26 protein-coding genes are annotated in these 26,451 nt (G+C 62.7%); 12 read left to right on the top strand and 14 right to left on the bottom strand.

Annotated elements, in window-relative coordinates; all coding sequences use genetic code 11:
* Positions 1 to 2 precede the first annotated feature (2 nt).
* The 3 genes from ABIE62_RS02800 to ABIE62_RS02790 are packed head-to-tail and all read right to left on the bottom strand — an operon-like array spanning position 3 to position 2,246.
* Entirely contained in the window at positions 3 to 995 is a 993-nt protein-coding gene (locus ABIE62_RS02800; RefSeq protein WP_354323370.1) for a DUF4268 domain-containing protein, read from the bottom strand.
* Positions 992 to 2,113, bottom strand: a complete 1,122-nt coding sequence (locus ABIE62_RS02795; RefSeq protein WP_354323368.1) for an NAD(P) transhydrogenase subunit alpha — start codon at positions 2,111 to 2,113, stop codon at positions 992 to 994. The genes ABIE62_RS02800 and ABIE62_RS02795 overlap by 4 nt, the downstream gene beginning before the upstream one ends.
* A 10-nt stretch (positions 2,114 to 2,123) precedes the next feature.
* Entirely contained in the window at positions 2,124 to 2,246 is a 123-nt protein-coding gene (locus ABIE62_RS02790; RefSeq protein WP_354323366.1) for a hypothetical protein, read from the bottom strand.
* A 257-nt stretch (positions 2,247 to 2,503) separates the two neighbouring features.
* On the opposite strand from ABIE62_RS02790, the gene ABIE62_RS02785 reads away from it, so the two are divergent.
* Both ABIE62_RS02785 and ABIE62_RS02780 read left to right on the top strand, forming a co-directional pair.
* Positions 2,504 to 3,940, top strand: a complete 1,437-nt coding sequence (locus tag ABIE62_RS02785) for a sigma-54-dependent transcriptional regulator (RefSeq protein WP_354323591.1) — start codon at positions 2,504 to 2,506, stop codon at positions 3,938 to 3,940.
* A gap of 32 nt (positions 3,941 to 3,972) precedes the next feature.
* A complete protein-coding gene (locus ABIE62_RS02780; protein ID WP_354323364.1) occupies positions 3,973 to 4,734 on the top strand; it encodes an SDR family NAD(P)-dependent oxidoreductase in 762 nt (253 codons plus the stop codon).
* Positions 4,735 to 4,779: 45 nt separating this feature from the next.
* On the opposite strand, the gene ABIE62_RS02775 is transcribed toward ABIE62_RS02780, so the two are convergent.
* The 4 genes from ABIE62_RS02775 to rnhB form a co-directional block, all read right to left on the bottom strand.
* Entirely contained in the window at positions 4,780 to 5,541 is a 762-nt protein-coding gene (locus ABIE62_RS02775) for an outer membrane protein (protein ID WP_354323363.1), read from the bottom strand.
* A gap of 152 nt (positions 5,542 to 5,693) precedes the next feature.
* Positions 5,694 to 6,830 carry a dihydropteroate synthase gene (gene folP, locus ABIE62_RS02770; RefSeq protein ID WP_354323361.1) on the bottom strand — a complete coding sequence of 379 codons (1,137 nt, stop codon included), beginning with the start codon at positions 6,828 to 6,830 and terminating at the stop codon, positions 5,694 to 5,696.
* Positions 6,831 to 6,848: 18 nt separating this feature from the next.
* Complete coding sequence (locus tag ABIE62_RS02765; protein ID WP_354323359.1) at positions 6,849 to 7,931, bottom strand: site-specific DNA-methyltransferase; 1,083 nt, start codon at positions 7,929 to 7,931, stop codon at positions 6,849 to 6,851.
* Positions 7,932 to 8,221: 290 nt separating this feature from the next.
* Positions 8,222 to 8,845 carry a ribonuclease HII gene (rnhB, locus tag ABIE62_RS02760; protein WP_354323357.1) on the bottom strand — a complete coding sequence of 208 codons (624 nt, stop codon included), beginning with the start codon at positions 8,843 to 8,845 and terminating at the stop codon, positions 8,222 to 8,224.
* On the opposite strand from rnhB, the gene ABIE62_RS02755 reads away from it, so the two are divergent.
* The 6 genes from ABIE62_RS02755 (at position 8,844) to ABIE62_RS02730 (ending at position 13,762) form a co-directional block, all read left to right on the top strand.
* Complete coding sequence (locus tag ABIE62_RS02755) at positions 8,844 to 10,004, top strand: PQQ-dependent sugar dehydrogenase (RefSeq protein WP_354323356.1); 1,161 nt, start codon at positions 8,844 to 8,846, stop codon at positions 10,002 to 10,004. The two genes, rnhB and ABIE62_RS02755, sit on opposite strands and share 2 nt — an antisense overlap.
* A complete protein-coding gene (locus tag ABIE62_RS02750; RefSeq protein ID WP_354323354.1) occupies positions 10,001 to 10,540 on the top strand; it encodes a GNAT family N-acetyltransferase in 540 nt (179 codons plus the stop codon). Before ABIE62_RS02755 ends, ABIE62_RS02750 begins: the two co-directional genes overlap by 4 nt.
* 82 nt (positions 10,541 to 10,622) lie before the next feature.
* Positions 10,623 to 11,177: a DUF1285 domain-containing protein gene (locus ABIE62_RS02745; protein ID WP_354323352.1), complete on the top strand. Its 555-nt coding sequence runs from the start codon at positions 10,623 to 10,625 to the stop codon at positions 11,175 to 11,177.
* Complete coding sequence (locus ABIE62_RS02740) at positions 11,174 to 11,800, top strand: CoA pyrophosphatase (RefSeq protein WP_354323351.1); 627 nt, start codon at positions 11,174 to 11,176, stop codon at positions 11,798 to 11,800. The genes ABIE62_RS02745 and ABIE62_RS02740 overlap by 4 nt, the downstream gene beginning before the upstream one ends.
* On the top strand, positions 11,790 to 12,974 hold the full coding sequence (locus tag ABIE62_RS02735) for a CCA tRNA nucleotidyltransferase (protein ID WP_354323349.1): 1,185 nt from the start codon (positions 11,790 to 11,792) through the stop codon (positions 12,972 to 12,974). The genes ABIE62_RS02740 and ABIE62_RS02735 overlap by 11 nt, the downstream gene beginning before the upstream one ends.
* A 275-nt stretch (positions 12,975 to 13,249) precedes the next feature.
* The gene (locus ABIE62_RS02730; protein WP_354323347.1) at positions 13,250 to 13,762 is read left to right on the top strand and encodes a hypothetical protein; all 513 of its coding nucleotides are present in this window, start codon (positions 13,250 to 13,252) and stop codon (positions 13,760 to 13,762) included.
* Between the two features lie 89 nt (positions 13,763 to 13,851).
* Here ABIE62_RS02730 and parC read toward each other — a convergent pair whose 3' ends face one another.
* The 4 genes from parC to ABIE62_RS02710 form a co-directional block, all read right to left on the bottom strand.
* Positions 13,852 to 16,158 carry a DNA topoisomerase IV subunit A gene (gene parC / locus ABIE62_RS02725; RefSeq protein ID WP_354323345.1) on the bottom strand — a complete coding sequence of 769 codons (2,307 nt, stop codon included), beginning with the start codon at positions 16,156 to 16,158 and terminating at the stop codon, positions 13,852 to 13,854.
* Positions 16,159 to 16,219: 61 nt separating this feature from the next.
* Positions 16,220 to 16,549, bottom strand: coding sequence for a 2Fe-2S iron-sulfur cluster-binding protein (locus ABIE62_RS02720; RefSeq protein ID WP_454184781.1), 330 nt, complete (start codon positions 16,547 to 16,549; stop codon positions 16,220 to 16,222).
* 2 nt (positions 16,550 to 16,551) lie between these two features.
* A complete protein-coding gene (locus ABIE62_RS02715; RefSeq protein WP_354323342.1) occupies positions 16,552 to 17,652 on the bottom strand; it encodes a cysteine desulfurase family protein in 1,101 nt (366 codons plus the stop codon).
* A 105-nt stretch (positions 17,653 to 17,757) separates the two neighbouring features.
* Entirely contained in the window at positions 17,758 to 18,735 is a 978-nt protein-coding gene (locus ABIE62_RS02710; RefSeq protein WP_354323589.1) for a cysteine desulfurase family protein, read from the bottom strand.
* A gap of 120 nt (positions 18,736 to 18,855) precedes the next feature.
* Between ABIE62_RS02710 and ABIE62_RS02705 the strand changes: the two genes are divergently transcribed.
* Both ABIE62_RS02705 and ABIE62_RS02700 read left to right on the top strand, forming a co-directional pair.
* The gene (locus ABIE62_RS02705; protein ID WP_354323340.1) at positions 18,856 to 19,512 is read left to right on the top strand and encodes an alpha/beta hydrolase; all 657 of its coding nucleotides are present in this window, start codon (positions 18,856 to 18,858) and stop codon (positions 19,510 to 19,512) included.
* Between the two features lie 163 nt (positions 19,513 to 19,675).
* Positions 19,676 to 20,344, top strand: a complete 669-nt coding sequence (locus ABIE62_RS02700; protein WP_354323339.1) for an energy transducer TonB — start codon at positions 19,676 to 19,678, stop codon at positions 20,342 to 20,344.
* A gap of 78 nt (positions 20,345 to 20,422) precedes the next feature.
* On the opposite strand, the gene ABIE62_RS02695 is transcribed toward ABIE62_RS02700, so the two are convergent.
* A complete protein-coding gene (locus ABIE62_RS02695; protein ID WP_354323337.1) occupies positions 20,423 to 20,635 on the bottom strand; it encodes a hypothetical protein in 213 nt (70 codons plus the stop codon).
* 74 nt (positions 20,636 to 20,709) lie between these two features.
* On the opposite strand from ABIE62_RS02695, the gene ABIE62_RS02690 reads away from it, so the two are divergent.
* Positions 20,710 to 22,557: a DUF885 domain-containing protein gene (locus ABIE62_RS02690; protein ID WP_354323335.1), complete on the top strand. Its 1,848-nt coding sequence runs from the start codon at positions 20,710 to 20,712 to the stop codon at positions 22,555 to 22,557.
* 112 nt (positions 22,558 to 22,669) lie between these two features.
* On the top strand, positions 22,670 to 24,226 hold the full coding sequence (locus tag ABIE62_RS02685) for a tetratricopeptide repeat protein (protein ID WP_354323334.1): 1,557 nt from the start codon (positions 22,670 to 22,672) through the stop codon (positions 24,224 to 24,226).
* Between the two features lie 23 nt (positions 24,227 to 24,249).
* Here the strand turns inward: ABIE62_RS02685 and ABIE62_RS02680 are convergent, their stop codons facing one another.
* Both ABIE62_RS02680 and ABIE62_RS02675 read right to left on the bottom strand, forming a co-directional pair.
* Positions 24,250 to 24,573, bottom strand: a complete 324-nt coding sequence (locus ABIE62_RS02680) for a hypothetical protein (RefSeq protein WP_354323332.1) — start codon at positions 24,571 to 24,573, stop codon at positions 24,250 to 24,252.
* 78 nt (positions 24,574 to 24,651) lie between these two features.
* Complete coding sequence (locus tag ABIE62_RS02675; RefSeq protein WP_354323587.1) at positions 24,652 to 26,271, bottom strand: phosphoenolpyruvate carboxykinase; 1,620 nt, start codon at positions 26,269 to 26,271, stop codon at positions 24,652 to 24,654.
* Positions 26,272 to 26,451: the final 180 nt, after the last annotated feature.

The following is a 26,451-nucleotide window of genomic DNA, read 5'->3' as shown; positions in this document are numbered from 1 at the left end:
GGTCAATCACCACCCTCTGCTTCGCCAATGTGGATTTGCGCAATCATCGGACGAAAAACCTCAGTCATCTTAGGCCAATTTTTCAAGAGCCAATCATGCTGATGAACCCACCGACCCTTGTCCTCTTTGTTCTGAGTGCCCGGCATATAGAGAGCGATTCGCTTCTCGTGGCCCCGCAAGGTCTCCCATGAAAGCTCTTGCTCCATAAGGTGCTCAATCTCCGCTTTCCTCTCACAAAGCTGCTCAAACACGATAGGCGCAGCCACGCCACTGATATAAGCTTCAACCCTGAGTTTATTGCCGCTTGCAAAACAGGCGTTCGCATCTACCGAAAAGCCGTTTCCATTGCCGATCCTCTCGCCAGTTTGCCAGTTTCCCTTGTAGGGCTTTCTAGCCGCCAGCGCTGGATATACACCTGCGGCCTTCTGGATTAATGCTGCCCAATACTCGTGATAGAGGGCTTGAGTCGGCGTCAGCACGTCGTCAACGGCAAACTTGGCCGCAGCACTTTGTTTCGACCAGTCGTTCGGCTTTGCAACGATCGAAAAACTGGGAGCAAAAGCGCTTTCCCCAATTTTCAGCAGCTCAACCTGAAGTCCGAAAAAAAGGTGATCTTCGTCACTTATTCTGTTGAGGTAGTCGATAGCGGCGCGGTGCTCCTCACGGAAAGTTCGGGCAACCCATACAACAATCGGAGCATCCAAACCTGCGGCATATGTCAAGATTTGCCCTAGGTGTCTGTGATCAGTCCCTTCGATTTGATTTTCGATCAGAACCCACTTGCCACTCACAATATCCTTACCAAGGATATCGGCCGAGAACGGTCCTACTTGTTTTTCAACAGCCTCCAGTTCCAAACGAAGACCGAGGATATCCCCGAGAAGTGTAAGATTTTCTTCTTCGGCAAGCCATGGGGTGAAGTTTTTCGCCTCGTCCGGCCAAGCCTTTCGAAGGTCCACTGATTCGATCCGGCCAAGCGGTATAACCGCACTCACCCGATCAGCCTTTCATTCACAACCTTGCCGCCCTGCGTCAGTCGGATCGCGCCGCCGATTTCCTCGTCGAGCACGGGCTTGCCGGTCTCCTTGTCCCAGAAGGCGCTGAGGAAGTTGTAGTGGTTGCGCGCAAACAGCGCCGAGGCGTCGGCAGGCAGGTGCGCGGGCGTGTTGGAAAAGCCGATGATCTTGACGCCGTGCTTGACCACGACCTCATCCGGCTTCGATCCTTCAACATTTCCGCCCTGCGCCACCGCCAGATCGAAGATCACGCTACCCGGCTTCATCGTCGCAATCTGCGCGTCGGCGATCAGCCGGGGAGCAGCGCGGCCCGGAATCAAGGCGGTCGTGATCACGATATCCTGCTTGGCAATGTGCGAACTCACCAGTTCAGCCTGCGCCTTCTGGTATTCCTCGCTCATTTCGGTGGCATAGCCGCCCGAACCTTCGCCTTCGATCCCGGCGACATTCTCGACGAAGATCGGCTTGGCACCCAACGACTGGATCTGCTCCTTGGTCGCGGAACGCACGTCGGTCGCGGAAACCTGCGCGCCCAGCCGCCGTGCGGTGGCAATCGCCTGAAGCCCCGCCACGCCCACGCCCATGATGAAGGCGCGCGCGGCCTGAACCGTGCCCGCCGCCGTCATCATCATCGGGAAGGCGCGGCCATACGTATCCGCTGCCGCCAGCACCGCCTTGTAACCCGCAAGGTTCGATTGCGAGGACAGCACGTCCATCGACTGCGCGCGGGTAATGCGCGGCATGAACTCCATGCTCAATGCCTCAAACCCGGCGGCCGCATAGGCATCCACCAAGTCGCGTTTCGCAAAGGGATCGAACAGCGCCGCCACCCACGCGCCGGGCTTTGCGCCTTTCAGCAGCGCCACGTCAGGCGCCTGAATGCCCAGCACAATGTCGGCACCCTTCACCGTTGCGGCGGCGGTGCCAAGGCTCGCGCCCGCTTCTGCATAGGCCGCATCGGTGACAGAAGCCATCACCCCCGCCCCCTTTTCAACCGCGACATCAAGCCCGAGCGCGGCGAATTTCTTGACCGTTTCGGGCGAGGCGGCAACGCGCGTCTCACCGGGCGCGCGTTCTTTCAGGATCGCGATTTTCAACCGCCGCGCCTTATTCGGCGATCAGCGCAACGATGATGAATACGATCACCGCAACAATCGGCACCGCCCATTTCAACGTGGCCATGAACCCGCCATAGGTCGCCTGGGCTTTTTCCATATCGTGAACTGTCATTATCCTTGTTTCCCCTTGGGCATTCCAAACCGCAAACGCGCGTCCAGTCGCCGAAAAAACACGCCCACGAAGAGCGTCTGACATTCTCGTATCGAAGCGGGCGCGCTATCTCAAGTCACCATTCATGACAGGCGGGGACATCGCTGCAAACAGCCTTAATCCCGTTTTTACCTCCTTGCCCTATTCACTGTGGATTGTGTCATCCGGGGACTCTTGTCCGGGCTGAGAGAAAGTGAGCGGCAAGGTTGATGGCTGAGATGGATTGCCACCCAGACGCGCACAGCGATGCGCGAATCGTGATGCTGATCGATGATGAGCCTGCGCAGTCGCGCCTGATCACCGCGATTGCCGCGCGCGATGGCTGGCGCACCATTGTCGCCGCCGATGCCGAAACCGCGATTGCGATGCTCGGCACACGCGAAGGGATGCAGTTATCGGCAATTTTGCTCGATCAATGGGTGCCGGGCGACGATGCCTGCAAACTGATCGCCGAATTGAAATCGCGCCGCCCAGCGCTGCCGATCCTGATGCTCACCACCAGCGCCTCGCCGCTGCTCGCGGTTGAGGCGATGCGTTCAGGGGCCAGCGATTATCTGGTCAAGCCGGTCGCGCCCGATCGGCTGATGGAGGCACTGCGCAGCGTTACCACCCGCGAAACGGCGCGCGATGAACTCGCCCCGCTGACCGAGAAAATGTCCGCCAGCCTCGATTTCGATGCGATGATCGGCACCGCACCGCAATTCCGCACCGCGCTGGCACAGGCTGCCAAGGCCGCGCGCGGCCACGGCCATGTGCTGATCGAAGGCGAAACCGGCACCGGCAAGGAAATGCTGATGCGCGCGATGCACGCCGCCAGCCCGCGCTCCAAGGAGCCGCTGCGGATCATCAACCTCGCCAGCATTCCGCCCGGGTCGATCGAATCGGTGTTATTCGGGCATGAACCCGGATCGTTTCCCGGCGCGTTTGATCGCCAGATCGGCGCATTCCAGCATTGCGACGGTGGCACGCTGGTGCTCGACGAGATAGACCGCCTGACCCCGGCGCTGCAACAGCGGCTGGGTGATGCGCTGGACAGCGGGATCATCCGTCCGGTCGGCGCGAGCTATGGCTTCCGGGTCGATGTGCGGCTGCTGGTGACCAGTAATGTCGGGCTCGACCGGATGGTGGCGGGCGATCAGTTCAACGCCGGACTCGCAGCAAAGCTGGGGAGCACCCGGATCGTGCTGCCACCCTTGCGCGAACGCGTGGGTGATATTCCCGCACTGACCCGCCATTTCCTCGCCCGGATCGGCGAACAACCGGGGCTGAACCATCTGTCCGTTTCCGACAGCGCCTTGGCGTTGCTCGCCGCCTATGACTGGCCGGGCAATGTCCGCCAGCTGCAATCGGTGTTGTTCCGCGCCGCGGTCTATTGCGACGACAACTCGCTCACCGCTGACAGTTTCCCGCAATTGTCCGAAATGCTGGGCGAACAAGGCAGCGTCACGGTGGCGAGCGCGCATGAAGGGGTGGGCATCATGCTCTACACCCCCGACGGCAACCTGCGCCCGCTGGAGGATATCGAGGCTGACGTCATCCGCCTCGCCATCGGCCATTATCGCGGCCGCATGACCGAAGTGGCGCGGCGATTGGGGATCGGACGCTCGACGCTCTATCGCAAGCTGTCCGATCTGGGGATTGATAACGCGGCTTGATCAGCGCGCCAGCCCGACCTAACTCGGCGGGCATGACACCTCAGCAAAAAGATTTCGCCGGGCGCTCTGCGCTCGTTACCGGAGCGGCTTCGGGGATCGGTGCGGCTGCGGCCAAGGCGCTGGCGGCGCGCGGTGCGGCGCGGCTGTTTCTGGTCGATATTGATGGCGCGGGGCTGGATGGGCTCGATTTACCGGGCGAAGTGCACCGCATTGTCGGAAGCGTCGCGGATGAGGCATTGTGGCAGGCGTTAGACCCCCGCTTGGCCGGGCTAGACCATGCCTTGGTCAACGCAGGGATCGGTTCGGGCGGCCCGATTGCGTCGATTTCGCTGGCCGAATGGCGCCGGGTGATGGCGGTTAATCTGGACGGCGCGTTCATGACATTGGCGAGTTCGCTGCGGGCGATGGAGCAGCGCGGCGGCAGCGTGGTGGTGGTCGCCTCAGTCACCGGGATCAAGCCGGTGCCAGGCATCGGCCCTTACGGCGTATCCAAGGCGGCCGTCGCCCACATGGCCCGCATTGCCGCGGCCGAAAGCGCCAGAAAAGGAATCCGTGTCAATGCGATAGCCCCCGGCGGGGTGGACACTGCGATCTGGGAAAGCGGCGCGGATTTCACAGCCTCGGTCGAAGCGATTGGCCGCGAGGCGACGATCAAGGCAATGGCCAAAACCACGCCGCTGGGCCGTTTTGCCACCTCAGAAGAGATGGCCGACAGCATCCTCTATTTGCTGAGCGATGCTGCGGCCAATATCACTGGGCACGTGATGGTGTCAGACGGCGGTTTTACACTCTGATTTTATGTCGTTTTCGCTGGAATAATCCGCGCCAGACCGCCGAAATCAAAACCGGATACGAACGCCGACCAGGCCGGACACCGTTTCATAGCGGCCATCCTGTTCTGCATTAAAGATTTCACCGCCACCGGCCACAAATTCGCGTTCGAAATTAAGCCCGGAAATGCGTTGATAACGCACGCCTGTTTCCAGATCCATGCGGTCATTCAGGCGGAAGCTCAACCCCACGTCGCCTTGTAGCACAAAGCCTGTATCATTGCCGCGAATGGCAAATGTATCGGTGGTGGCCGTGCCGTTATTGGGGAAATAGCCGATATTGGGATCAACATCGGCAATCCCGATACCCGCGCCGACATAGGGCACGACAGTCTGTTTTTCCTTGAGCCGCACATCAGCGCGATAATTCAGCGTGAACGAGTTGATGTCAGCGCCGCCGCCAAACGTCTGATTACCGCCATTGGACGAACCACCATCAATATCGGGGCTGCTATAATTATATTCCAATTCAACACTGGGTTGGAAAATACCCAGCAGACGCGTGGGAATTTGATACCCGACCGCGCCAGACACAGTGAAATCCTCATCAAATTGGACCCGCGTGGTAGCAGGGTCACCGGCAACGCCGGGTGAGCCATTTGCGGGAGCCTGAATACCGTCGAATGTTTTGCTGGAGGGCGATGTTACACCGCCACGAACCGAAGCATAAATACCTTCATCGAGTTTAAAATCATCATCCTGAGCAAATGCAGTTGAAGGCAATGCTGCAAAGAGCATAGATGATGCGATGAAAATATAGCGGAGGCGCATGACGACTTGCTCCAAATCTGAAAATGATCTGAGAAACAATTTTCTACTGTCATGAAGGTGTTCGCCGCTCACACCGACAAAGTTACATCGCCAACTGGATACCCGATTCATGCAATCGTCGGAACGACACGCACAGCACGCCGCGATCGCTATTATCCGCGATCAGGTAGTTCCGCCGGGATCGTCGAAAAATCGGTGAGCGCCGCGTCGCGCAAACCGCGCCACACATTGCGCGCCTGCACCGTCTCGGCCACATCGTGGACGCGCAGGATATGCACGCCTGCCTCCATCCCTCTCACCGCCAGCGCAAGCGACCCGGCGAGCCGCTGATCGGCAGGCTCCTCAGCCGACAGCGCGCCAATCATCCGCTTGCGGCTCGCCCCCAGCATGACCGGGCTGCCCAGAGCATGGAACAACGGCAAGGCGTTAATCAACGCAAGGTTATCCGCCAGCGATTTGCCAAAACCGATGCCGGGATCGACGATGATGCGATCTTCAGCAATGCCCGCCGCGATGGCGCGCGCGCGCGCCGCTTTGAGGAAGTCGAACACCTCGCTGACCACATCGCCATACACCGCGCCCGCATGCAGGTCTTCACCGGCACCCGGCGCGTGCATCAAAACCAAGGGGCAACCGCGCGCCGCGACCAGTTCGGTGCTGCGCGGATCGTATCGCAGAGCCGAGACATCATTGACCATATGCGCGCCCGCCGCCAGCGCCACTTCGAGGACGCCTGCGCGCCGAGTGTCGACGCTGATTGCTGCCCCCATTGCCGCGCAATATTCGACAGCAGGGATCACCCGGCGGATTTCCTCATCCTCAAAAGTCGCCGCAGCGCCGGGGCGAGTGCTTTCGCCGCCAATGTCGATGATCGCCGCGCCTGCCTCCAGCATCGCGGCGGCGTGGGCACGGCCGGCCTGCGCATCATCATCATCATCATGCGCTCCGCCATCGGAGAAACTGTCGGGCGTGACGTTGAGGATACCCATGACCTGCGGCTGATCGAGCCGGATGGTGCGCGCGCCCAATTGCACCGGGGGGTGCGCTTTGTTGAGGTTCGCCCACTGCGCGGCTGCATCATCGGCCACCGCATCAGGCAGGCTGGCCAGCGCCTGTTCCACCGTGCCTGCGGTGCAGATGATCCGGTCAGCCACCACCCCATCGCGGCGCAGCACCAGCGCAAATTCGCGGGCATAGGCCATGCTGCCACCCAGCCGCACGGCCTCGCCCTCCACCGCCTGCGGGCCGGAGACAAGCGTGAGCGGGTGGAGATAGACGGTGGCGGTCATGTCTTTCCCTTGTGGGAATTAGTCCTCGTTCGCCAGCAGATAGAGTTGCCGCGCGGCGTCAATTGGCTGCACATCCGCGCCGACCTCGTAATGCCAGAACGACCAGCCGTTGCAGCTTGGCGCGGCTTGCAATTCCTTGCCCAGCCCATGGATCGATCCGGTTTTACCATCACATTCCAACGAGCCATCGGCGCGCACCGTGGCGATCCAGCGGCGTTTCTTGTCGAATACCTGCGTGCCCGGCGGGATCAGGCCGGTTTCAACCACCGCGCCAAACGCCACCTTGGGCGCGGTGCGCGCGCTTTGCATGGTGGTGAGCGCGCTTTCATCGAGCGGCAGTTCGCGTGCGATCCGCTTTTCAGCGACACTGCGGTAAAAATCCTCGCGTTCGCAGCCGATCCATTGACGCCCCAGCCGCTTGGCCACCGCGCCGGTGGTGCCGGTGCCGAAGAACGGATCGAGCACCACGTCGCCCTTTTCCGTCGTCGCCAGCAGCACGCGATAAAGCAGCGCTTCGGGCTTTTGCGTCGGGTGGGCTTTCTTGCCGCCCTCCTTGAGCCGTTCGCCCCCGCCGCAGATCGGCATCACCCAGTCTGATCGCATCTGCAATTCATCGTTGAGCGTCTTCATCGTGCGGTAATTGAACTGATAGCGCGCCTTTTCCCCCATGCTCGCCCAGATCAGCGTTTCATGCGCGTTGGTGAAGCGGGTGCCGCGGAAATTGGGCATCGGATTGGCTTTGCGCCAGACGATGTCGTTGAGAATCCAGAACCCGAGATCCTGCAAAATCGCTCCGACGCGGAAGATGTTATGATAGGAACCGATCACCCATAGCGCGCCATCGGGCTTGAGCACCCGGCGCGCTTCGGTCAGCCATTCGCGGGTGAAAGTGTCGTAAGTGCGGAAGCTGTCGAACTGATCCCAGTGATCGGTCACGGCATCGACATGGCTGCCGTCCGGACGGTTGAGATCGCCGCCAAGCTGCAAGTTATAGGGCGGATCGGCGAACACCAGATCAACGCTGTTGGTGGGGAGCGAGCGCATCGCTTCGATGCAGTCCCCCGGCAGGATGCGGCCCAGCGGCAGATCGAGCGCAGGCATGATTTTTGGCGCTTTTACAGCGCGTTTTTCCTGCAACTTCGTCTTTTCTATAACGCCCACCAGATCGACCCCACTTGATTTGCTTGCAACTTATCCACAGGCATGAGTCTTTGAGGAGACCGCGTCAAGCGCCTAATTATGCGTGCATTATGGTTAACACTGCATCAACGCAGCGGAACGAAGCAAGACCGGCACAAGATGTTGAGTCCCGCGCCGCGCAAGGGACTCGATATGCAGCGGTGTGGCCCGCAGGACTCACCTGCCACGCCATCAACCGTGCAAAATTCCGATCAGATCAACGTCAGCTGCGCAACCGGGGCAAAGCTGCGGCGGTGTAGCGGGGTCGGGCCATGGCGGCGCAGCGCCTCGATGTGTTCGGCCGTGCCATAACCCTTGTTGCGCTCCCACCCGTATTGCGGGTGCGCGCGGGCGGCCTCCACCATCAACCGGTCGCGCCATTCCTTGGCGATGATCGACGCGGCAGAGATCGCCGGTTCGATCCCGTCTCCGCCAACGATGGCGCGCGCGGGCCAGCCCCATCCGGCACGGCGTCCGGCAGGGGTCATGTTGCCATCAATCAGCACTTCGCGCACCGGCGCAGGAATCGCGGCAGTTATTCGCGCCACCGCGCGGGTCATCGCCTCCATCGTCGCGATGAAGATGTTGAGCCGGTCGATCTCGTCAGGCTCCACCACCGCCACTGCCCAGCCGCAGCTTGCGCGAATGGCCGTTTCCAGCCGCGCACGGCGGGCGGGCGAAAGCCGCTTGGAATCATCGAGCCCAGTGGGTATCTCAACCCCAAGCACAACCGCCGCGGCCACCACCGGCCCGGCCAACGGCCCGCGACCGGCCTCGTCAACCCCGATGACAAGGCCGCCACTTGTAACCGTGAAACCCGGAGTGACCCCAAACATGACCCGTTCTTTCCCTCTGACCGCTGCACTTTCCCTACCCGCGTTGATGCTGGCAAGCTGCGCTAATGCCGAAACCGGGGAAACCGCCGCATCGGCAGCCGATGGCGCGCCGTTTGTCATCAGCGAAGTGGCGACGTTTGAGGAACCCTGGGCGATTGAATTTGCGCCCGGCACCGCGGTGCTGTTCGTCACCGAAAAGGCGGGCACGGTGAAGTTTATCGACACGGCCACGGGAACCATCGGCACGGTCAGCGGCGTTCCCGAAGTGGCCTATGGAGGGCAAGGCGGATTGGGCGACATCGCCTTCCTGCCCGCCGAAGCCTCAGACGTTCTGGGTCAGCGCACAATCTATCTCAGCTGGGCCGAGGCGGGCGCGGATGACACGCGCGGGGCGGCGGTTGGCAAAGGGACACTGGTGTGCGCCAGCACCGAGACTTGCGCCATCGAAGGCCTCAGCGTGATCTGGCGGCAAACGCCCAAGGTGACCGGGCGCGGGCATTATTCGCACCGCATCAGCGTGTCGCCCGATGGCCAGCACCTTTATATCGCCAGCGGTGATCGCCAGAAAATGCAGCCCGCGCAGGACACATCGAATACACTCGGCACGATCGTCCGGCTCAACCTTGATGGCACACCGGCGGCGGGCAACCCGATGGCGGATCAGGGCGGCGTGACAGCGGAAATCTGGTCTTACGGGCACCGCAACATTCTGGGGATGGATTGGGATGCGCAAGGGCGCCTGTGGGAAGTCGAACACGGCCCGGCGGGCGGGGATGAACTCAACCTCGTTCAGCGCGGTGCCAATTATGGCTGGCCAGTGCGTTCCTATGGCGAACATTACAACGGCGGCGCAATTCCTGATCACAGCGCCGATGATGGCTTCGCCAAGCCCGCACTTACCTGGACCCCGGTGATCGCGCCGGGTGATATGCTGATCTATGACGGCACAATGTTCGACAATTGGCAAGGCCGCGCGCTGATTGTGGGGCTTGGTTCGCAGGCTCTGGTCGAAGTCGCCATCGACGGTGACAGTGCGAGCGAAGTCAGCCGCCATGAATTCGACCGTCGGCTGCGCTCGCTTGCGCAAGGGCCAGACGGCGCGCTGTGGATCGCCGAGGATGGCAAGGGCGCGCGGGTGTTGAAGCTTTCCCCGCAATGACAACAGCCGCCACTGCCCCCACCACCGCAACGCTGATCCCGCTGGAGGCGGTTGACCCCGCCATGATCGAGGCGGTGCTTGACCGTGCGTTTGGCGCGGATCGCCACGCGCGCACGGCCTACCGCATCCGCGAAGGCATGGACTGGCTGCCGGGCCTGAGCCTGGCGGCGCTGGATGAAGACGATCTGCTGGTCGCCACGATTCAATGCTGGCCCATCGCGCTCCAGACGCAGCAGGGGCCGGTGCCGTTGGTGATGGTCGGGCCGGTGGCAGTCGTGCCCGAACAACAGGGCGAAGGCTTTGGCGTCGGCTTGATGAGCGCGATGATCGCTGAAGATGCGCGGCTGGCAGCGGGCGGGCAGGCGCTGGCGCAGGTGCTGATCGGCGATGCCGAATACTATGGGCGCTGGGGCTTTTCCGCGGCAATGACAGGTGGCTGGCGCTGCCCCGGCCCCTATGAACCGCATCGGCTGCTGGCGCGCGGTGCGGGTTTGGCGGCCATGCCGGCTGAAGGGATGCTGGGCCCGTGGGTATGATTAGAACGTGGGAATAATAAGAAGGAGCAGAGCTTAGCCCCTTCACCTTGCGCAAAGCTTCTGGCATCGCTCTAAACGAACCATGCCCTATGAACCGCCCCCCTATCTCGCCGAACTGACGCTGGCCGAAATCGCCGATCTAGTGGCGCAGCGCAAATTGCCCCCGGTCGAAGGCTGGGCACCGCAGCAATCGGGCGACAGCGCGATGCGAATTGCCGCGGACGGCACCTGGTATCACGAAGGCAGCCCGATCCGGCGTGAAGCGATGGTGCGCGCCTTTGCCGGGCTGCTCAAACGCGACGACAGCGGCCAGCACTGGCTGATCACCCCATTCGAGAGACTTACCATCGCAGTGGATGACGCCGCCTTCATCGCGGTTGATTGCGTGCGCGCCGATGATGCGCTGGTGTTCCGGCTCAACACCGATGACATCGTGATCGCCGGGCCGGATCACCCCTTGCGCGCCGCAGGCGATGCCGATGCCCCGGCGCTCTACCTCGATGTCAGGCGTGGGTGCGAGGCGCGGTTGAACCGCTCAACCTACGCGCAACTGGCCGAAATTGCGCTGGCCGAAGGGGCCGAGGACAATAGCTGGCAAGTCACCAGCAAAGGTCAGGCGTTTTCGCTGCTGCCATGACGCCATCCCCCGCCGCCAGCATCTACGACCCGCTTGCTCAGGCCTTTGCCGAAGGCCACCGCACGCCCATCCCCGATCTGCTCAGCGACGCGCATTTCGCACAGGGTGGCCGCACCACGCCTGCCGCCGTGCTGATTGCGGTGACCGATGCGGCGCATGATCCGCAGGTGATCCTGACCCAGCGGCCGCGCGCGATGCGCGATCATCCGGGGCAGGTCGCCTTTCCCGGCGGCAAGATCGATCCCGGTGAGGACGCGATAACCGCCGCCTTGCGTGAGGCCGAGGAGGAGCTCGCCCTGCCGCGCGATGCGGTTCGAGTGATCGGAACCAGCGATGTCTATCATACTGGCACCGGCTTTCTGGTGACGCCGGTGGTCGGCGTGGTGCCACCGGGGTTGTGCCTCACCCCCAACCCTTCGGAGGTGGAAGCATGGTTCGAAGCCCCGCTCGGCCTGCTGCTCGATCCGGAAAGCTGGACGACGAACGAAGTGTTCTGGCGCGGTGCGACCCGGCGTTACCTCGAACTGGAATGGCAGGGTTTCCGCATTTGGGGCGTGACCGCGGCGATCATCGCCAACCTGTCGCGCCGGATTGCGATACAGGCGCTGCGCGATGCGGCGTGATCTCACCCAAGCGGAATGGCCGCACCGCGCTGGTCTTGCCGCGCTGATAGCGGCGCTGGGCGCAGCGAATATCCGCTGGGTCGGCGGCGCGGTTCGCGATGGCGTGCTGGGCGTAGAGGTGCATGATGTCGATTGCGCCACCGTGCTGATGCCCGCCGAGGTGATCGACCGCTGCGCCCGCGCGGGCATTCGCACCGTTCCCACCGGGATCGAACATGGCACGGTCACGGCAATCCTTGCCGATGGCCCGGTCGAAATCACTACCTTGCGCCGCGATGTCGCCACCGATGGCAGGCGCGCCACCATCGCCTTTGCCCGCGATTGGGCAGAGGATGCCGCGCGGCGCGATTTCACCATCAACGCGCTCTATGCCCATCCGGAGACACTCGAAATTGCCGATTATTTCGGCGGGCTGGATGATCTGGCGGCGCACCGCGTGCGGTTCATCGGCGATGCGCGCGAACGGATAGCCGAGGATCACTTGCGCATCCTGCGCTATTACCGCTTTCAGGCGCGCTTTGGCGCGGCGCTGGATGCGGAGGCGGAGGCTGCCTGCGCAGACCTCGCCCACACCTTGAAAGGGCTGAGCCGCGAACGGGTGGCGGCGGAATTGCTGACGTTGCTGGCCCTCCCCGATCCGCACGCGACGCTGGAACGGATGCGCGGGCACGGCGTGCTCGGCGTGATCCTGCCCGAGGCCTGCGCCGCGCAGCTTGCCGCGCTTGCCCGGCTGATCGCGCAGGAGAGCGCGCAAGCCATCGCCCCCGATCCGGTGCGGCGGTTGGCAGCCCTGCTCCCCCCTTCGCCCGATGTCGCCGAGACGGTCGCCGCGCGGCTGCGGCTGTCCAAGACGCAGCGCGCGCGGTTGATTGGCGCGGCTGAACGCGTGGCAGACGACACCGCCAACCCCCACGCGCTTGCCTATCGTGTCACAGTGCCGTCGGCGGTTGACCGGCTGCTGCTGCTGGGCGGCGATGCGCGCGCGCTGATTGGATGGACGCCGCCGGTCTTCCCGCTGAAAGGCGGAGCGATTGTTGCACGCGGAGTTACCACTGGCCCGGCGGTCGCGCGTATGTTGCAAGCGGTGGAGCAACGCTGGGTCGCTGAAGGCTTTCCCGATCCTGCCCGGGTCGAAACCCTGCTCAACGAGGAATTGGCCAAGACCGCGACGTGACCTGTCCGGCGGGATGAACCGGGGCTAAAGAGCGGCAGGCTGCATTCAAGAAGGGTGCCTTGCGGTTGTCACCCACGTCCTGCGCGGGCTAGGATCACGTCACGGGTCAATGCACCGCATTCGCTACCGCGAAGGCAGCAGCGTTGCGATTGACCTCGGCCACACTCTCTGGCCTCTCGCTGCGGCCAAACCGGTCGCTGGGATCCTCCGTATCCCGCAGAGCTTGTCGTCCCGTTCGGCAATCCTCCGGCAACGTGTAACAATGGAGTACATCAATGAAATCTGTTAAGCTGGCGCTGATTGCCGCCGTGTTTGCTGCGACCCCCGCAGTGGCTTTCGCACAGGACGTGGGCGCGACAATCTATGGCAATGATGGCAACCCGATCGGCACGGTCGAACAGAAGACCGAACAGGTGGTCGTGATCAACACCGGCAAGCACAAGGCCCCGATTCCCGCCAATCTGTTGTTCGAAAACGATAAGGGTCATGCCGTCAACGCGACCACGGCACAGATTGATGCGATGATGGATCAACAGCTCGCTGCCGCTGCGGCCAAGCGTGATGCGGCGCTGGTCACTGGTGCGGCGGTGGTGTCAATCAACGGCAATCCGGCAGGCACGCTGGGCGAGGTTGATCTGGCGGCCGATGAAATCACGCTGGAAAGCCCCGATGGGCCGATCTTGCTCAAGAAAGAATATTTCATGGTCGATAACGATGGCCAGCTCAAGGCGCTGGTTACGCGTGATCAGATCGCCAACGCTGCCGCTAGCCGCAAGGCGGGCGGATAACCCTACCGACCGCTCCCTCACAAGGGTCGTAATCGGGCTGCGGGTGCTGCAATCGCATCCGCAGCCCTTTTTGCCTTTCAATTACAGCGTCAGTCAAACCGGCCCGACTTGGGGAAACCCTGCGGCGGCATTCGCCCGGCGGCCCCGCGCGCCACCTTCCACATGCGGATTTCGGTTTCGGTGCGGGTGCGTTCGCCCGATCCGCCCATCTGCCAGCTGAGGCCATCGCCCAGCACAAAGGTAATCGCGTCGGAAAGCCCGCCGTCGCGGTAGCGCTGCAATTGCACCCCCTGCCCGCGCGCCATCACCGGCAGTTCTTCAAGGTTGAACACCACCAACTTGCGGTTGTCCCCGACGCAGGCGACATGATCGTGGGCGGGCGCAATCTCGCGGATCACCCGCAGCAATGCGCCATCTTTCAGGTTCACCACCTGCCGCCCTTTGCGGGTTTCGGCCAGCAGATCATCCATCGCCGCAACAAAGCCCTTGCCGTGGCTTGAGGCGAGCAGCAACCGCCCGCCCGGACGGTGCACCATCATCGCAGCGATCGCGGCTTCGCTTTCAAGGTCGACCATGGTGCGCACCGGTTCGCCGAACCCGCGCGCGCCGGGCAGCTTGTCGCACCCCAGCGTATAGAACCGCCCGTCCGATGCGGCCAGCAACAGCTTGTCCGTCGTCTGCGCGTGGAGGATGAAGGCGAGGCTGTCGCCCTCCTTGTATTTGAATTCCTGATCCAGCGGCACGTGGCCGCTCGCCGCGCGGATCCAGCCTTTCTGGCTGAGGATCACCGTGACCGGGGCCTTTTCAATCATCGCATCCATGCTGAATTCGACCGCAGGCGCGGCTTCGGCAATCAGCGTACGGCGCGCGCCGAGCGCGGTATCCTCGGCATATTCCTTGCGCAGTGCCTTGAGATCGCGTTTCAGCCGGGTGCGCTGTTTGGCGGGGCTTTCCAGCAGCGCCTGCAATTCGGCCTCCTCGGCCAGCAGCGCGTCCTGTTCCTTGCGCAGCTCCATTTCCTCCAGCTTGCGCAAAGACCGCAGCCGCATGTTGAGGATCGCTTCGGCCTGCCGGTCGGTAAGGTCGAATTCGGCCATCATCAGCGGCTTGGGCTCATCCTCGGAACGGATGATTTCGATCACCCGGTCAAGGTTGAGAAAGGCGATGATGTAACCGCGCACCAGTTCCAGCCGCGATGCGATCTTGTCCAGCCGGTGCTGCGCGCGGCGTTGCAGGATGTCGATCTGCGCCGCCGTCCAGCTGCCCAGCAGTTCTTTCAGCCCCATCACCATCGGGGTGCGCCCCAAACCGGGCTGCGCATCGAGCACGTTCAGATTGAGGCTGAACCGGGTTTCCAGATCGGTCAGCTTGAACAGGCTTTCTTTGAGCAGTTCAGGATCGACATTGCGGCTTTTGGGGGTGAGCACGATGCGGATCGCGGTATCGCTTTCATCGCGCACGTCTTCCAGGATCGGCAGTTTGCGATCACCGATCAGCGCGGCGATCTGTTCGATCAGCTTGCCCTTGGGCACCTGATAGGGGATTTCCGAGATCACCAGCTGCCACTGCCCGCCGCCCAGCCGTTCGATCCCGGCGGCGATATCATCGGCGTCCTTGGCCTCTGGCGCGTGGAACTTGCCGCGCAGGCGGAAACTGCCGCGCCCGGTGCGATAGGCCTCGCAGATAGCTGCCGCGCTGTCGACCACCTGCCCGCCGGTGGCGAAGTCGGGGCCGTGGAACAGTTCCATCAGCCTTTCGTGTTCCACGTGGGGATTGTCGATCAGTTCCAGCGTCGCGTCGATCACTTCTGCAACATTGTGGCTGGGAATGCTGGTCGCCATGCCGACCGCGATCCCGCTTGACCCATTGGCGAGCAGGTTGGGGAACAGGCCGGGGAAAATCTCCGGCTCGATCTCCTCCCCGTTGTAAGTCGGGATGAAATCGACCGTGCCTTCATCCAGCCCCGCCATCAGCGCCAGCGCGGTCTTGGTCAGCCGCGCTTCGGTATAACGGTAGGCGGCGGCGTTATCGCCATCGACATTGCCGAAGTTGCCTTGCCCTTCAACCAGCGGATAACGCAGCGCAAAATCCTGCGCCAGCCGCACCATCGCGTCGTAAACCGAGGCATCGCCATGCGGGTGATATTTGCCGATCACATCGCCGACCACGCGCGCCGATTTCTTGAACGCGGAGGATGGATCAAGCTTCAACTGCCGCATCGCCCACAGCAATCGGCGGTGCACCGGCTTCAACCCGTCGCGCAGATCGGGCAGCGAGCGCGCGGTGATGGTGGACAGCGCATAGACGAGGTAGCGTTCGGACAGCGCGGCATCGAACGGCGCATCGACGATCGCATCAAACGGGTTTTCGGGCGGGGTGGTAACGGTGTCGGACATGGCCCCCCTCTAGCAATCCGCCGCACCGCGAGGGAGAGGGGTTTCCACAGGCTTGAGTGGATTACATCCGCCGCAGATCATTGCTTTCTGACGGCACGCTGACCGTCAGCCCGTCCAGCGCGGCGGTCACTTCGATCTGGCACGAAAGCCGCGACGTGCGCCGCGCTCCGGCGGCGAAATCGAGCATGTCCTCCTCCTCATCGGCAGCGGCGGGCAGGCGGTCGAACCATTCGGCGGCGACGATCACGTGGCAGGTCGAACAGGCCATCTGCCCTTCGCACGTGCCCTCCAGCGGCAAACCCGCCGCCTGCCCCACGCGCAGCAAATTGTCGCCCGCTTCGCACGCCGTTTCCACCCGCTTTCCATGGGGATCGACGAAGGTGATGGTGATGCTCACAAGCCTTGCTCCTTGGCGGCAGAGAGGATCGCGCTGGCGGCGACCTCGATGTCCTGCGCCGTGGTATAGCGGCCAAATCCCAGCCGAATAGAGGACTTTGCCTGCCCGTCAGTCAGCCCGATCGCCTTCAACACATGGCTCGGCCGGCCCGATCCGCTGGCGCAGGCGCTGCCTGCCGAAAACATCACATTGCGGCAATCTGAGATCAAGCGGGCGACATCAAGGCCTTCTAATCGCACATTGAGATTGCCGGGCCAGCGGTGGTCGACGCTGCCGTTGACTTCCCATGCGGCAAAGGCATCGCGGGCAATGTTCGCCAAATGTTTCACGTGAAACATTTGCGCTTCGATCCCTTCTGCCGCGACCTGCGCCGCCGCGCCGAACCCGGCGCACAGCGCGGGCGAGAGGGTGCCTGAACGCAAGCTAGCCTCCTGTCCGCCGCCCCAAAGCAGGGGTGCGGGGCGCGGCGCGTCTGCGGCGATCCACAAGGCGCCTATCCCCTTTGGACCGTGAATCTTGTGCGCCGATACCGCGATGTAGTCGGGCCTAAAGGGGGTCAAGGCGAGCCTACCGATAGCCTGGACGGCATCAACCAGAACACGCGCTCCGGCGGCGTGAGCGATAGCGATGGCCTCGGCCAGCGGATGGATCACGCCGATTTCATTATTGACCGCCATCACCGCGACAAGCCCGGTTGCGGGCGTGATCGCGGCCTTCAGCGCGTCAAGATCGGCGCGGCCATCGGGCAGGACGGGGAGCACGGTGAAGCGCCGCCCCTGCGCCTCCACCACCCGCGCGCAATCGAGCACCGCTGCGTGTTCGGTGGCGAAGGTGATGACATCGCCCGGCGTGCCTTGCAGTACCATGTTGAGTGCCTCGGTCGCGCCGGAGGTAAAGATCACTTTCCCATCATCAGGCAGCAAAGCCGCCACCCGTTCGCGCGCGGCCTCCACCGCCGCCGCCGCCATGCGGCCCATGCGGTGGGGCGAGTGCGGGTTGCCAAACGTGTCGCTGTCCGGCCCGCCGAGCCAGCGCAGCATCGCCTCACGCGCTTCGGGGGCAAGCGGCGTGGTGGCTTGGTAATCAAGGTAGATCATCGGTTCACGCCCCCACCCTCGTCATTGCGAGCGCCGCAGGCGCGCGGCAATCCAGAGCGTATCGCGAGACACTCTGGATTGCTTCGCTGCGCTCGCAATGACGAACTAGCATAACGAAGCCCAAGCATCGGCAAACCGTTCCAACTCCTGCGCGCGGGTGTTCCACCCCAAACTCACCCGGATGGTGCGCGCGGCCACATCATCGGGCACTCCGAAAGCATCAAGCACCCGGCTTTTCTTGAGCGTGCCGGAAGAACACGCGCTCCCCGCCGACACGGCAAAGCCCATGGCGTCGAGGCGGATGAGCAACGCCTGCGCGCTGATCGTGGGGTGCGTCAGCGCGACAATGTAATCGACCTGCTCCCCGACAGTGAGACGGTATTCAGCGACCCTTTCAGCGAACACAGCCCGCTGCGCCGGGGTTGTTTCCCAATCGCCCGCCTCCAGCGCTGCCGCCATGCCCATTGCACCCGGCAAGTTCTCGGTGCCCAGCCGATAGCCGCGCTCATGCCCGCCCGTGGGTTCAAGCATCGCAAAATCGCGCACCAGCAATGCGCCCACCCCGATTGGCCCGCCAAATTTATGGGCCGAAATCACCAGCATATCGGCATCGGGCAGCGCCAGCTTGCCCGCCGATTGCGCGCAATCCGATAGCGTCAGCGCACCCGTTGGCCGGACGGTGCCGACCATATCGCTCACCGGATTGATCGTGCCGGTTTCTGAATTGACGTGCTGCACCGCCAGGATCGTGCGCCCGTCAAAGGTGCAATCTTCGCTGAAAATCTCCGCATCCGGCGCGGCGCGAAACACCGCGTCATGCTCGACCGCGCTGACAATCCGGCGGTTCACCTTGGCCCGGTTCAGCGCAATCCACAGCGCCTCGCTCGCCCCGCTCGTGAAGATCAGTTCCCCGCTCCACCCCAGCGACCGCTTCACCCGCTCGCGCGCATCCTCCAGCGCAGCCCGCGCCTTGCGCCCTTCCGCGTGGGGTGAGGACGGGTTGGCCCACAGCGCAAACCCCTCATCCATCGCCGCCTTTGCCTCCGGCCGCAGCGGCGATGTGGCCGCGTGGTCGAGATAGATCCGCTCCGGAATGGCTCAGCCCCTACAAAAAATTGCGAATTGCGCGCGCGTCCCTATATAGAGCGCGCTTTCGCAGGCGCCACCCGGCGCAGTGCGTCCCCTCGTTGACAAGGTCTGTCCATGCCATCCGTCATCTTCCCCGGCCCCGAAGGCCGTCTTGAAGGCCGTTTCTCCCCCCCGCCGCGCCCGCGTGCGCCCGTGGCGATGATACTGCACCCGCACCCCGAAGGCGGCGGCACCATGAACGACCGGATCGTGCAGCGGCTTTACAAAACCTTTGCCGATCGCGGCTTTGCCACCCTGCGGTTCAACTTTCGCGGTGTGGGCCGTTCGCAAGGCAGCTTCGATTCCGGCATCGGCGAGCTGTCCGACGCGGCGAGCGCATTGGATTGGGTGCAGTCGATCCACCCTGAGGCACAAAGCACCTGGATCGCGGGCTACAGCTTCGGCGCGCTGATCGGGATGCAATTGCTGATGCGCCGCCCCGAAGTGCGCGGGTTCATCTCGGTCGCGCCGCCCGCCAATATGTATGATTTCAGCTTCCTCGCCCCCTGCCCCGCGAGCGGCATCTTCGTGCAGGGCGCGGCCGATACCGTGGTGCAGCCGATTGCGGTGCAAAAACTGGTCGACAAGCTGCGCACGCAAAAGCACATCACCATCCACCACGAAGAAATCCCGCGCGCCAACCACTTCTTCGAAAACGAGATCGAGGAATTGATGGGTTCGGTGAACAATTATCTGGATTTCCGGCTCTCGCCCGATTGCCCGATCAAGTAGGGGCCTATCCCCCGGCGGCTTTGCGTCCTGAATCGCAACGCGAAACTGCTTCGTTCCTGGCGGAAAGCATAGTATTCTTGCACCTGAGCGGGGCCGGAGGGTTCGTGCTCGGCATCGGCGCTCCGGCCACCGCTCCCACGATGATGGAGAGAGGAGCCCCAGAATGACCTATGCCTCCAACACCCGCCGCCCCAATCCCGTCGCCATGCTTGGCGCGCTCGGCATCCCCGCTGCTATTGGCGCATTGCTGGTGGTGGGCCTTGCGGTCAATGTCGTCATAGCGCCGGAGCCGCCCCCGCTCAAAAGCCTGACGTTCAAGCCCGTCGCGATTCCCCCACCGCCGCCCGATCCGACGACACGCAGCACCAAGACGCAGACCACCAACACCACAACCACATCGCGCCCGGCGGCCATTCCGTCAGACCTTGGCATCAGCGATCCGATTGGCACCCTGCCCGGCATCGGCGACCTTGTCGGCCCCATCGACCCGGTTGATTTCGGCATTCCGGGGCCGGCGCCGTCCGCATCGCCGTTCGATCCGGTCGCGGCGAGCCCGCGCGGCAATCCCGGCAACTGGGTGACCGACAGCGATTACCGCCCGCGCTGGATCAGGGAAGGACTGACCGGAAGTGCGCGCTTTACGCTCAGCATTGATGCGGGCGGCAAGGTGACAGGCTGCACCATCGCCCGTTCAACCGGACACGTGGCGCTCGATCAGGCGACCTGCCAACTGGTGAGCAAACGTGCCCGCTTCGCACCCGCGCGCGATGGCAACGGGAAGGCTGTGGCGGGGCGTTATGACGGTTCGATCAACTGGCGGATTCCTGAATAAATGTACCCCGCCGGGGGAGGTATCAATTGCTTGAGGCGATTTACTCGTAGTGAAATGGCCAGTTCACTCGAAATCGCCTCAGCCTTCCCCGGCGGCCTTGATCTGGGTGATCGGCGCTTCGCCGCCCGCTGTGGGCAGCGTCCAGATCAGCACGTTGAGCACCGCGATCACCGCCAGCACCACCATCAACGCGGGCTGTTTGATCTGCCCCGTGCGACGCCACAGAACATAGGCCCCGGCCAGCAAAGCCAGCGCGGCGAGCATGACGATGGATAATACGATATCGGTCATGCTGCGCGCTTTAGCCCGCGATCCTGCCCGCGCGCAATTGACTTGAGCAAGCCGCCTCGTCAAACCTTGCGCTCATGAGAGAGAACCACGCTGATTTCACCCGCCGCCAGACCCTTGCCGCGCTGGGAGGCGTTTCCGCCCTTGCGCTGCTGCCCGCCTGCGCCGCAACCAGCACCGCGCCCAATGCTGCCGCGCCGGTCGCTGGGCTTGACCCTGATGCCGCGCTGGACAGGATCGCCTACCGGATGCTCGCCCACGAACCGGGCCGCGCCACCGGGCTGGGCGTGGACACCGGCGAATATGCCGCGTGGCGATCAACCTTCGGCACTGCGGGCGAACAAGGGCGCAGCGAATATGCGGCCACGCTCAAGGAACTGGTCGCCGAAGCCCGCGCCTACCCCAAGGATGGCCTGACCAGCGATCAGCAGATCGGGTTTGAGGTCGTCGAAACCGCGTTTTCCAAAGCGCTTGAAGGCATGGCGATGCCCTACGGCGATGTCGCGGTCGGCAGTTGGCGCAACGCGCCCTATGTGGTGATCCAGAATGTCGGCGGCTATATTGATCTGCCGCGGTTCTTCGGTTCGACCCAGCCGTTGAATGCGTCCGAAGATGTCGGCCCTTACATGGACCGCCTCGCCGAAGTTCCCGCGATCCTCGACGGAGAGCTTGACCGCATCCGCGCCGCGCGCGCCATGGGCGTGGTGCCGCCGGCCTTCCTGATCGACAAGGCGATCGCGCAGATGGAAGCGAGCATCGCCAGCGCCAGCGATAGTTACGCCGGGCCGCTCACCGCCGCACCGTTCAACACCGGTAACTGGGCCGCACCGCAAGCCGGACGGATCGTCGCCAACGGGATTGTCCCCGCGCTCGAACGCCAGATTGCCGAACTCAAAATCCAGCGCAGCCTCGCCACGGATAGCGCCGGGATGTGGGCGCAGCCGCTGGGTGAGGAATATTACAGCTGGGCGGTCGGCGCATCGACCACCACCGCGATGACGCCCGATGAAATCCACCGTCAGGGGCTGGCCGAACTCGACGAAATCCACGGGCGAATGGACCCGATCCTGCGCGAAATCGGCTATACCCAAGGCACCGTGGGTGACAGGATGCGCGGGCTGTCAGACGATCCGCGTTACAAATTTGCCGAGGGCGATCCGGGGCGCGAGGAAATCTTCGCCTTCATCAATGACCGGGTGGCGTGGATCAAGGCGCAGATGCCGCGCGCGTTCAACCAACTGGTCGACCCCCCGCTCGAAATCCGCCGCCTGCCGCTCGCCGAAGAACCCGGCGCGCCGGGCGCTTATGGCGGGGCGGGCAGCAAGGATGGTTCGATACCGGGCCGCTTCTGGATCAACCTGCGCACCACCGATCTGCACCGCAAATATGATCTGGCCGACCTTGCCTTCCACGAATCGATCCCCGGCCACGTGTGGGAAGGCGAATTTTCTAACCGCCTGCCGCTGATCCGCTCAATCCTCGCCTTCAACGCTTTTTCCGAAGGCTGGGCGCTTTATGCCGAACAATTGGCGGATGAATTGGGCGCTTATGATGAATTCAAGGTCGGGAGACTAGGCTACCTCCAATCGCTCGCCTTTCGCGCCTGCCGCTTGGTGGTGGATACCGGGCTGCACTCCAAACGCTGGACGCGCGAACAGGGGCGGCAGTTCTTTGTCGAGCGCAATGGATCGAAGGTCGAGGAAGTCGCGAGCGAGGTTGATCGCTATTGCAGCTGGCCGGGGCAGGCCTGCGGTTACAAGATCGGCCACAGCGAAATCGTGCGCCAACGCGCGCGGGCGCAGGCGGAACTGGGCGGCGCGTATGATTTCAAGGCGTTCAACACTGCGGTGGTGCTGGGCGGCAACGCCCCGCTATCGGTGGTGGCGAACACGGTGAGCCGCTACATCGCGGGCGCGCGGGGGTAAGCGCACAGCGCGGTCTGCCTGCACGTAAGCAAAGGTGCTGGCAAACGGCAGATTTTTCATTATCCTTGTCCCCTCGCAGTGCAGTCGCAGGCAAAGCGCGAGGGGTTGGGCAATGAAATTTGGAGAGATCGTACGCGTTGTGGCGGCGGGGTGGCTGTTGGTGTTGGCCCATCCGGCGCTGGCCGAATGGTACGAAGCGTCAAGTGACCACTTCGTGATCTATGCCGATGATAGTGAACGCGATATCCAGCGATTTGCCGAAAACCTTGAACGCTATCACAGCGCGATGGCGTTTTTGACCGGGCGCAGCCTGGAAACGCCCAGCCCATCCAACCGCGTCGTGATCTATGCGGTCGGCGGAGCGAACGACATCCGCAAACTGGCTGGCGGCAATAACCGCAGAGTGGCGGGCTTTTACATCCCGCGCGCCGGGGGCAGCCGAGCATTCGTGCAGGATATCCGCAACAAGAGCGGCTATCCCGATTTTTCCACCATCGTGCTGTTGCACGAATATGCGCATCACTTCCTGATGTCGTCGTCGCGTTTTGCAATGCCACGCTGGCTCAACGAAGGGGCCGCAGAATTTTTTGCGGCGGCGACGTTTAAGGATGATGGCAGCCTTACCATCGGCCGTACCGCGCAGCATCGCGGACCAGAGCTGATCAACGGCGATCCGGTGCCGGTGCGCGAACTGCTCGATCCAGCGCTCTACGATCAGGAGCGCAATTCACCCTATGATGCGTTTTATGGCAAAAGCTGGCTGCTTTACCACTACCTGACCTTTTCCACTGAGCGCACAGGCCAGCTGCGGCAATACCAGATGAACCTGGTGCAAGGCATAGAACCGCTTGCCGCGGCAGAGGCGGCATTTGGCGATCTTGATGTGCTGGAACGCGAGCTGCGGGCCTATATGCGCCGTCGCCTGATGACCTTTGTGCTTGGGCCTGAAAAGCTGACAACTGGCGCAATAAGTTTGCGCAAACTGCCGCCGGGTGAAGCAGCGATGATGCCATTGCAGATCCGTTCGCAGCGTGGGGTGAATAGCGAGCAGGCCGCTGAAATCCTCGAAGATGCGCGGGCGATTGCAGCACGCTATCCCGATGATCCCGGGGTGCTGACCGCCTTGGCCGAAGCCGAATATGATGCTGGCAATGATGCAGAAGCAATCGCCGCAGCCGATGCCGCCATTGCGCGCGATCCGGTGCGCAAGAATGCCTATGTCCAGAAAGGCTATGCCATGTTTCGGCAAGCGCGCGAAATGGACCAGCAAGCCGCAGCCTATGAGGCGGCGATGAAACCTTTCGAAGCGCTCAACCGGCTGGAGAATGATCATCCGCTGCCGCTGCTCTATTATTACCGCAGTTTTGCAGAACGGGGGGTTGATCCGCCGGAAAATGCTCGCGCGGCGCTGGAATATGCATCACAGCTCGCCCCGTTTGATCAGGACTTGCAGGTCAACGCGGCCATCATGCTGATGGGTGAAGGCAAGAATGCGATTGCCCGCGATTTCCTCGCCCCGCTGGCAACCAACCCGCATGGCGGCGGGTTTGCCAAGCGGGCAAAGCTGTTGATGACAATGCTGGCCGAAGCGCCCGATGGCACCGTGATCGATCTTAGCAATATTCCGGAGCCGGTCGAGACGCCCGACCTGTCAGACGCGACTGACTGATCGACGCGACGTCTCGGCTGTGTTCAGCTTTTGCCGAACAGCCCCTTGGCCATGCCCATGATGTCATCGACCGGGCTGCCATCGCCATCCTGATCGAGCATTGAGGCAAACTGGCCGAGCGATCCTTCGCCGCCAATCGCGCCGACGATCTGGTTGAGAATATCCGGGCTCATCCCGGTTTTCTCCGCCGCCAGCGTCACCGTGTCGCCGTCCATCTGATGGGTCTTGCCCAGCGTCGCGATTGCCTTTTCGACCATCGCCGGGTCAATTCCGACTTGCTTGGCAAGGTTCACCACATCATCCGGCGCGCCGCCGATGTTCTTCAAAATCCCGTCGAGAATGCTCATGCTGCCGTGCTCCCTTGCTGATGATTCAAGCTGATGCACCGGCAAGGTTACGCCATCATGGCGCGGGAGGCCAGAAAATCAGGCGGCAACCAGCCCCGGCGCGGCCTGCCGCACGCCTTCGTCGACGTGATCGGCAAACTGCGCGAAGTTATCGATGAACAATTGCACCAGTTTGCGGGCGGTCGCGTCATATTCGGCCCCATCAGCCCAGGTGCTGCGCGGGTCGAGGATGGTCTGATCCAGCCCCGCATCGGCCAGCGCGGGCACGAACACCGGCACGTCGAAGCCGAAGTTTTCATCCTTGCGGAATTCAACTGCGTCCATCTTGCCATCGAGCACCGCGTTAAGCAGCGCGCGGGTTGCCTTGATCGGCATCCGGCTGCCGGTGCCATACTTGCCGCCCGTCCAGCCGGTATTGACCAACCAGCACTGCACCTGCCCCTTGGCGATGCGTTCTTTCAGCAGGTTGCCGTAAACGCTGGGGTGACGCGGCATGAAGGCAGCGCCAAAGCAGGTGGAGAAGGTCGCCTCAGGCTCGGTCACGCCGATTTCGGTGCCCGCCACCTTGGCGGTGTAGCCGCTGAGGAAGTAATACATCGCCTGATCCGCGGTCAGCCGCGCAATCGGGGGCAGCACGCCGAACGCATCCGCCGTAAGCATGATCACGTTCGACGGTGCCGGGCCGAGGTTCTTCTCGCTGCTGTTGGGGATGAATTCGATCGGATAGGCACCGCGCGTATTTTCGGTTTTGCTGGCGTCGGTAAAATCCAGTTCGCGCGTGCTCTCATCCATCGCCACGTTTTCGAGGATCGTGCCGAACATCCGGGTGGTGGCGTAGATTTCCGGCTCACCCTCGGCCGAAAGGTTGATCATCTTGGCATAGCAGCCGCCTTCGAAGTTGAACACGGCGGTGTCTGACCAGCCATGTTCATCATCGCCGATCAGCGTGCGGCTGGCATCGGCGGACAGCGTGGTCTTGCCGGTGCCCGACAGGCCGAAGAAGATCGCGCTTTTGCCGTCGGCGCCGATATTGGCGCTGCAATGCATCGGCATTACGCCTTGCGCGGGCAGCAGGTAATTGAGCAGGCCGAACACGCCCTTTTTCATCTCGCCCGAATATTCGGTATTGCCGATCAGGATCAGCTTTTCGGTAAAACTGACCGCGATCACCGTATCGCTGCGGCAACCGTGGCGGGCGGGATCGGCCTTGAAACTGGGCAGGTTGATGATGGTGTATTCGGGCGTGAAGCCGGCCACTTCGTCCGCCGTTGGGCGCACCAGCAGCGTGCGCACGAACAGGCTGTGCCACGCCAACTGGGTTATCACCCGCACGTTGACGCGGTATTCGGGCTGCGATCCGCCGAACAGGTCGGCGACGTAAAGTTCGTCCTGATCTTCAAGCGCCTTGAGGAAATCGGCCTTCAACGCGGCGAAATGCTCCGGGCTCATCGGCTGATTGATCGCGCCCCAGTTGATCGTGCCTTCGGTCGCGGCGTCGCGCACGATAAACTTGTCCTTGACGCTACGCCCGGTGAACTTGCCCGTTTCCACCAGCAGCGCGCCATGTTTCGTCAGCTTGCCTTCGCCCTTCGCCAACGCGTGTTCAACCAGCGCCGGGGTGCCGAGATTGGCGTGGAGGCGCGCGCGGGTGGTAATGTTCTGGGCAGACAACGGGGTTGCAAGCGAGGTCAACGTCATTCTCCTGAGCGAAACGGCAGGTTCGGGCGAACTGGCAACCGCCAGCGAATCCATGCCGCGCTCACTAGCAGCCGCGCATACGTATGCAACCTCTGGCTGGCACGGCTGGCGCGCAGACGATTGTCTCACGCGGGCGATGGGGCTACCCAAGCGAATATGGAAGGTCGGGGTTGAAAAGGA

Origin of the sequence: Porphyrobacter sp. MBR-155, assembly GCF_040547625.1 — a bacterium.
Lineage (GTDB): Bacteria > Pseudomonadota > Alphaproteobacteria > Sphingomonadales > Sphingomonadaceae > Erythrobacter.
The sequence above is the reverse complement of the archived record's forward strand: the minus strand, read 5'-3'. Positions and strand labels throughout refer to the sequence as shown.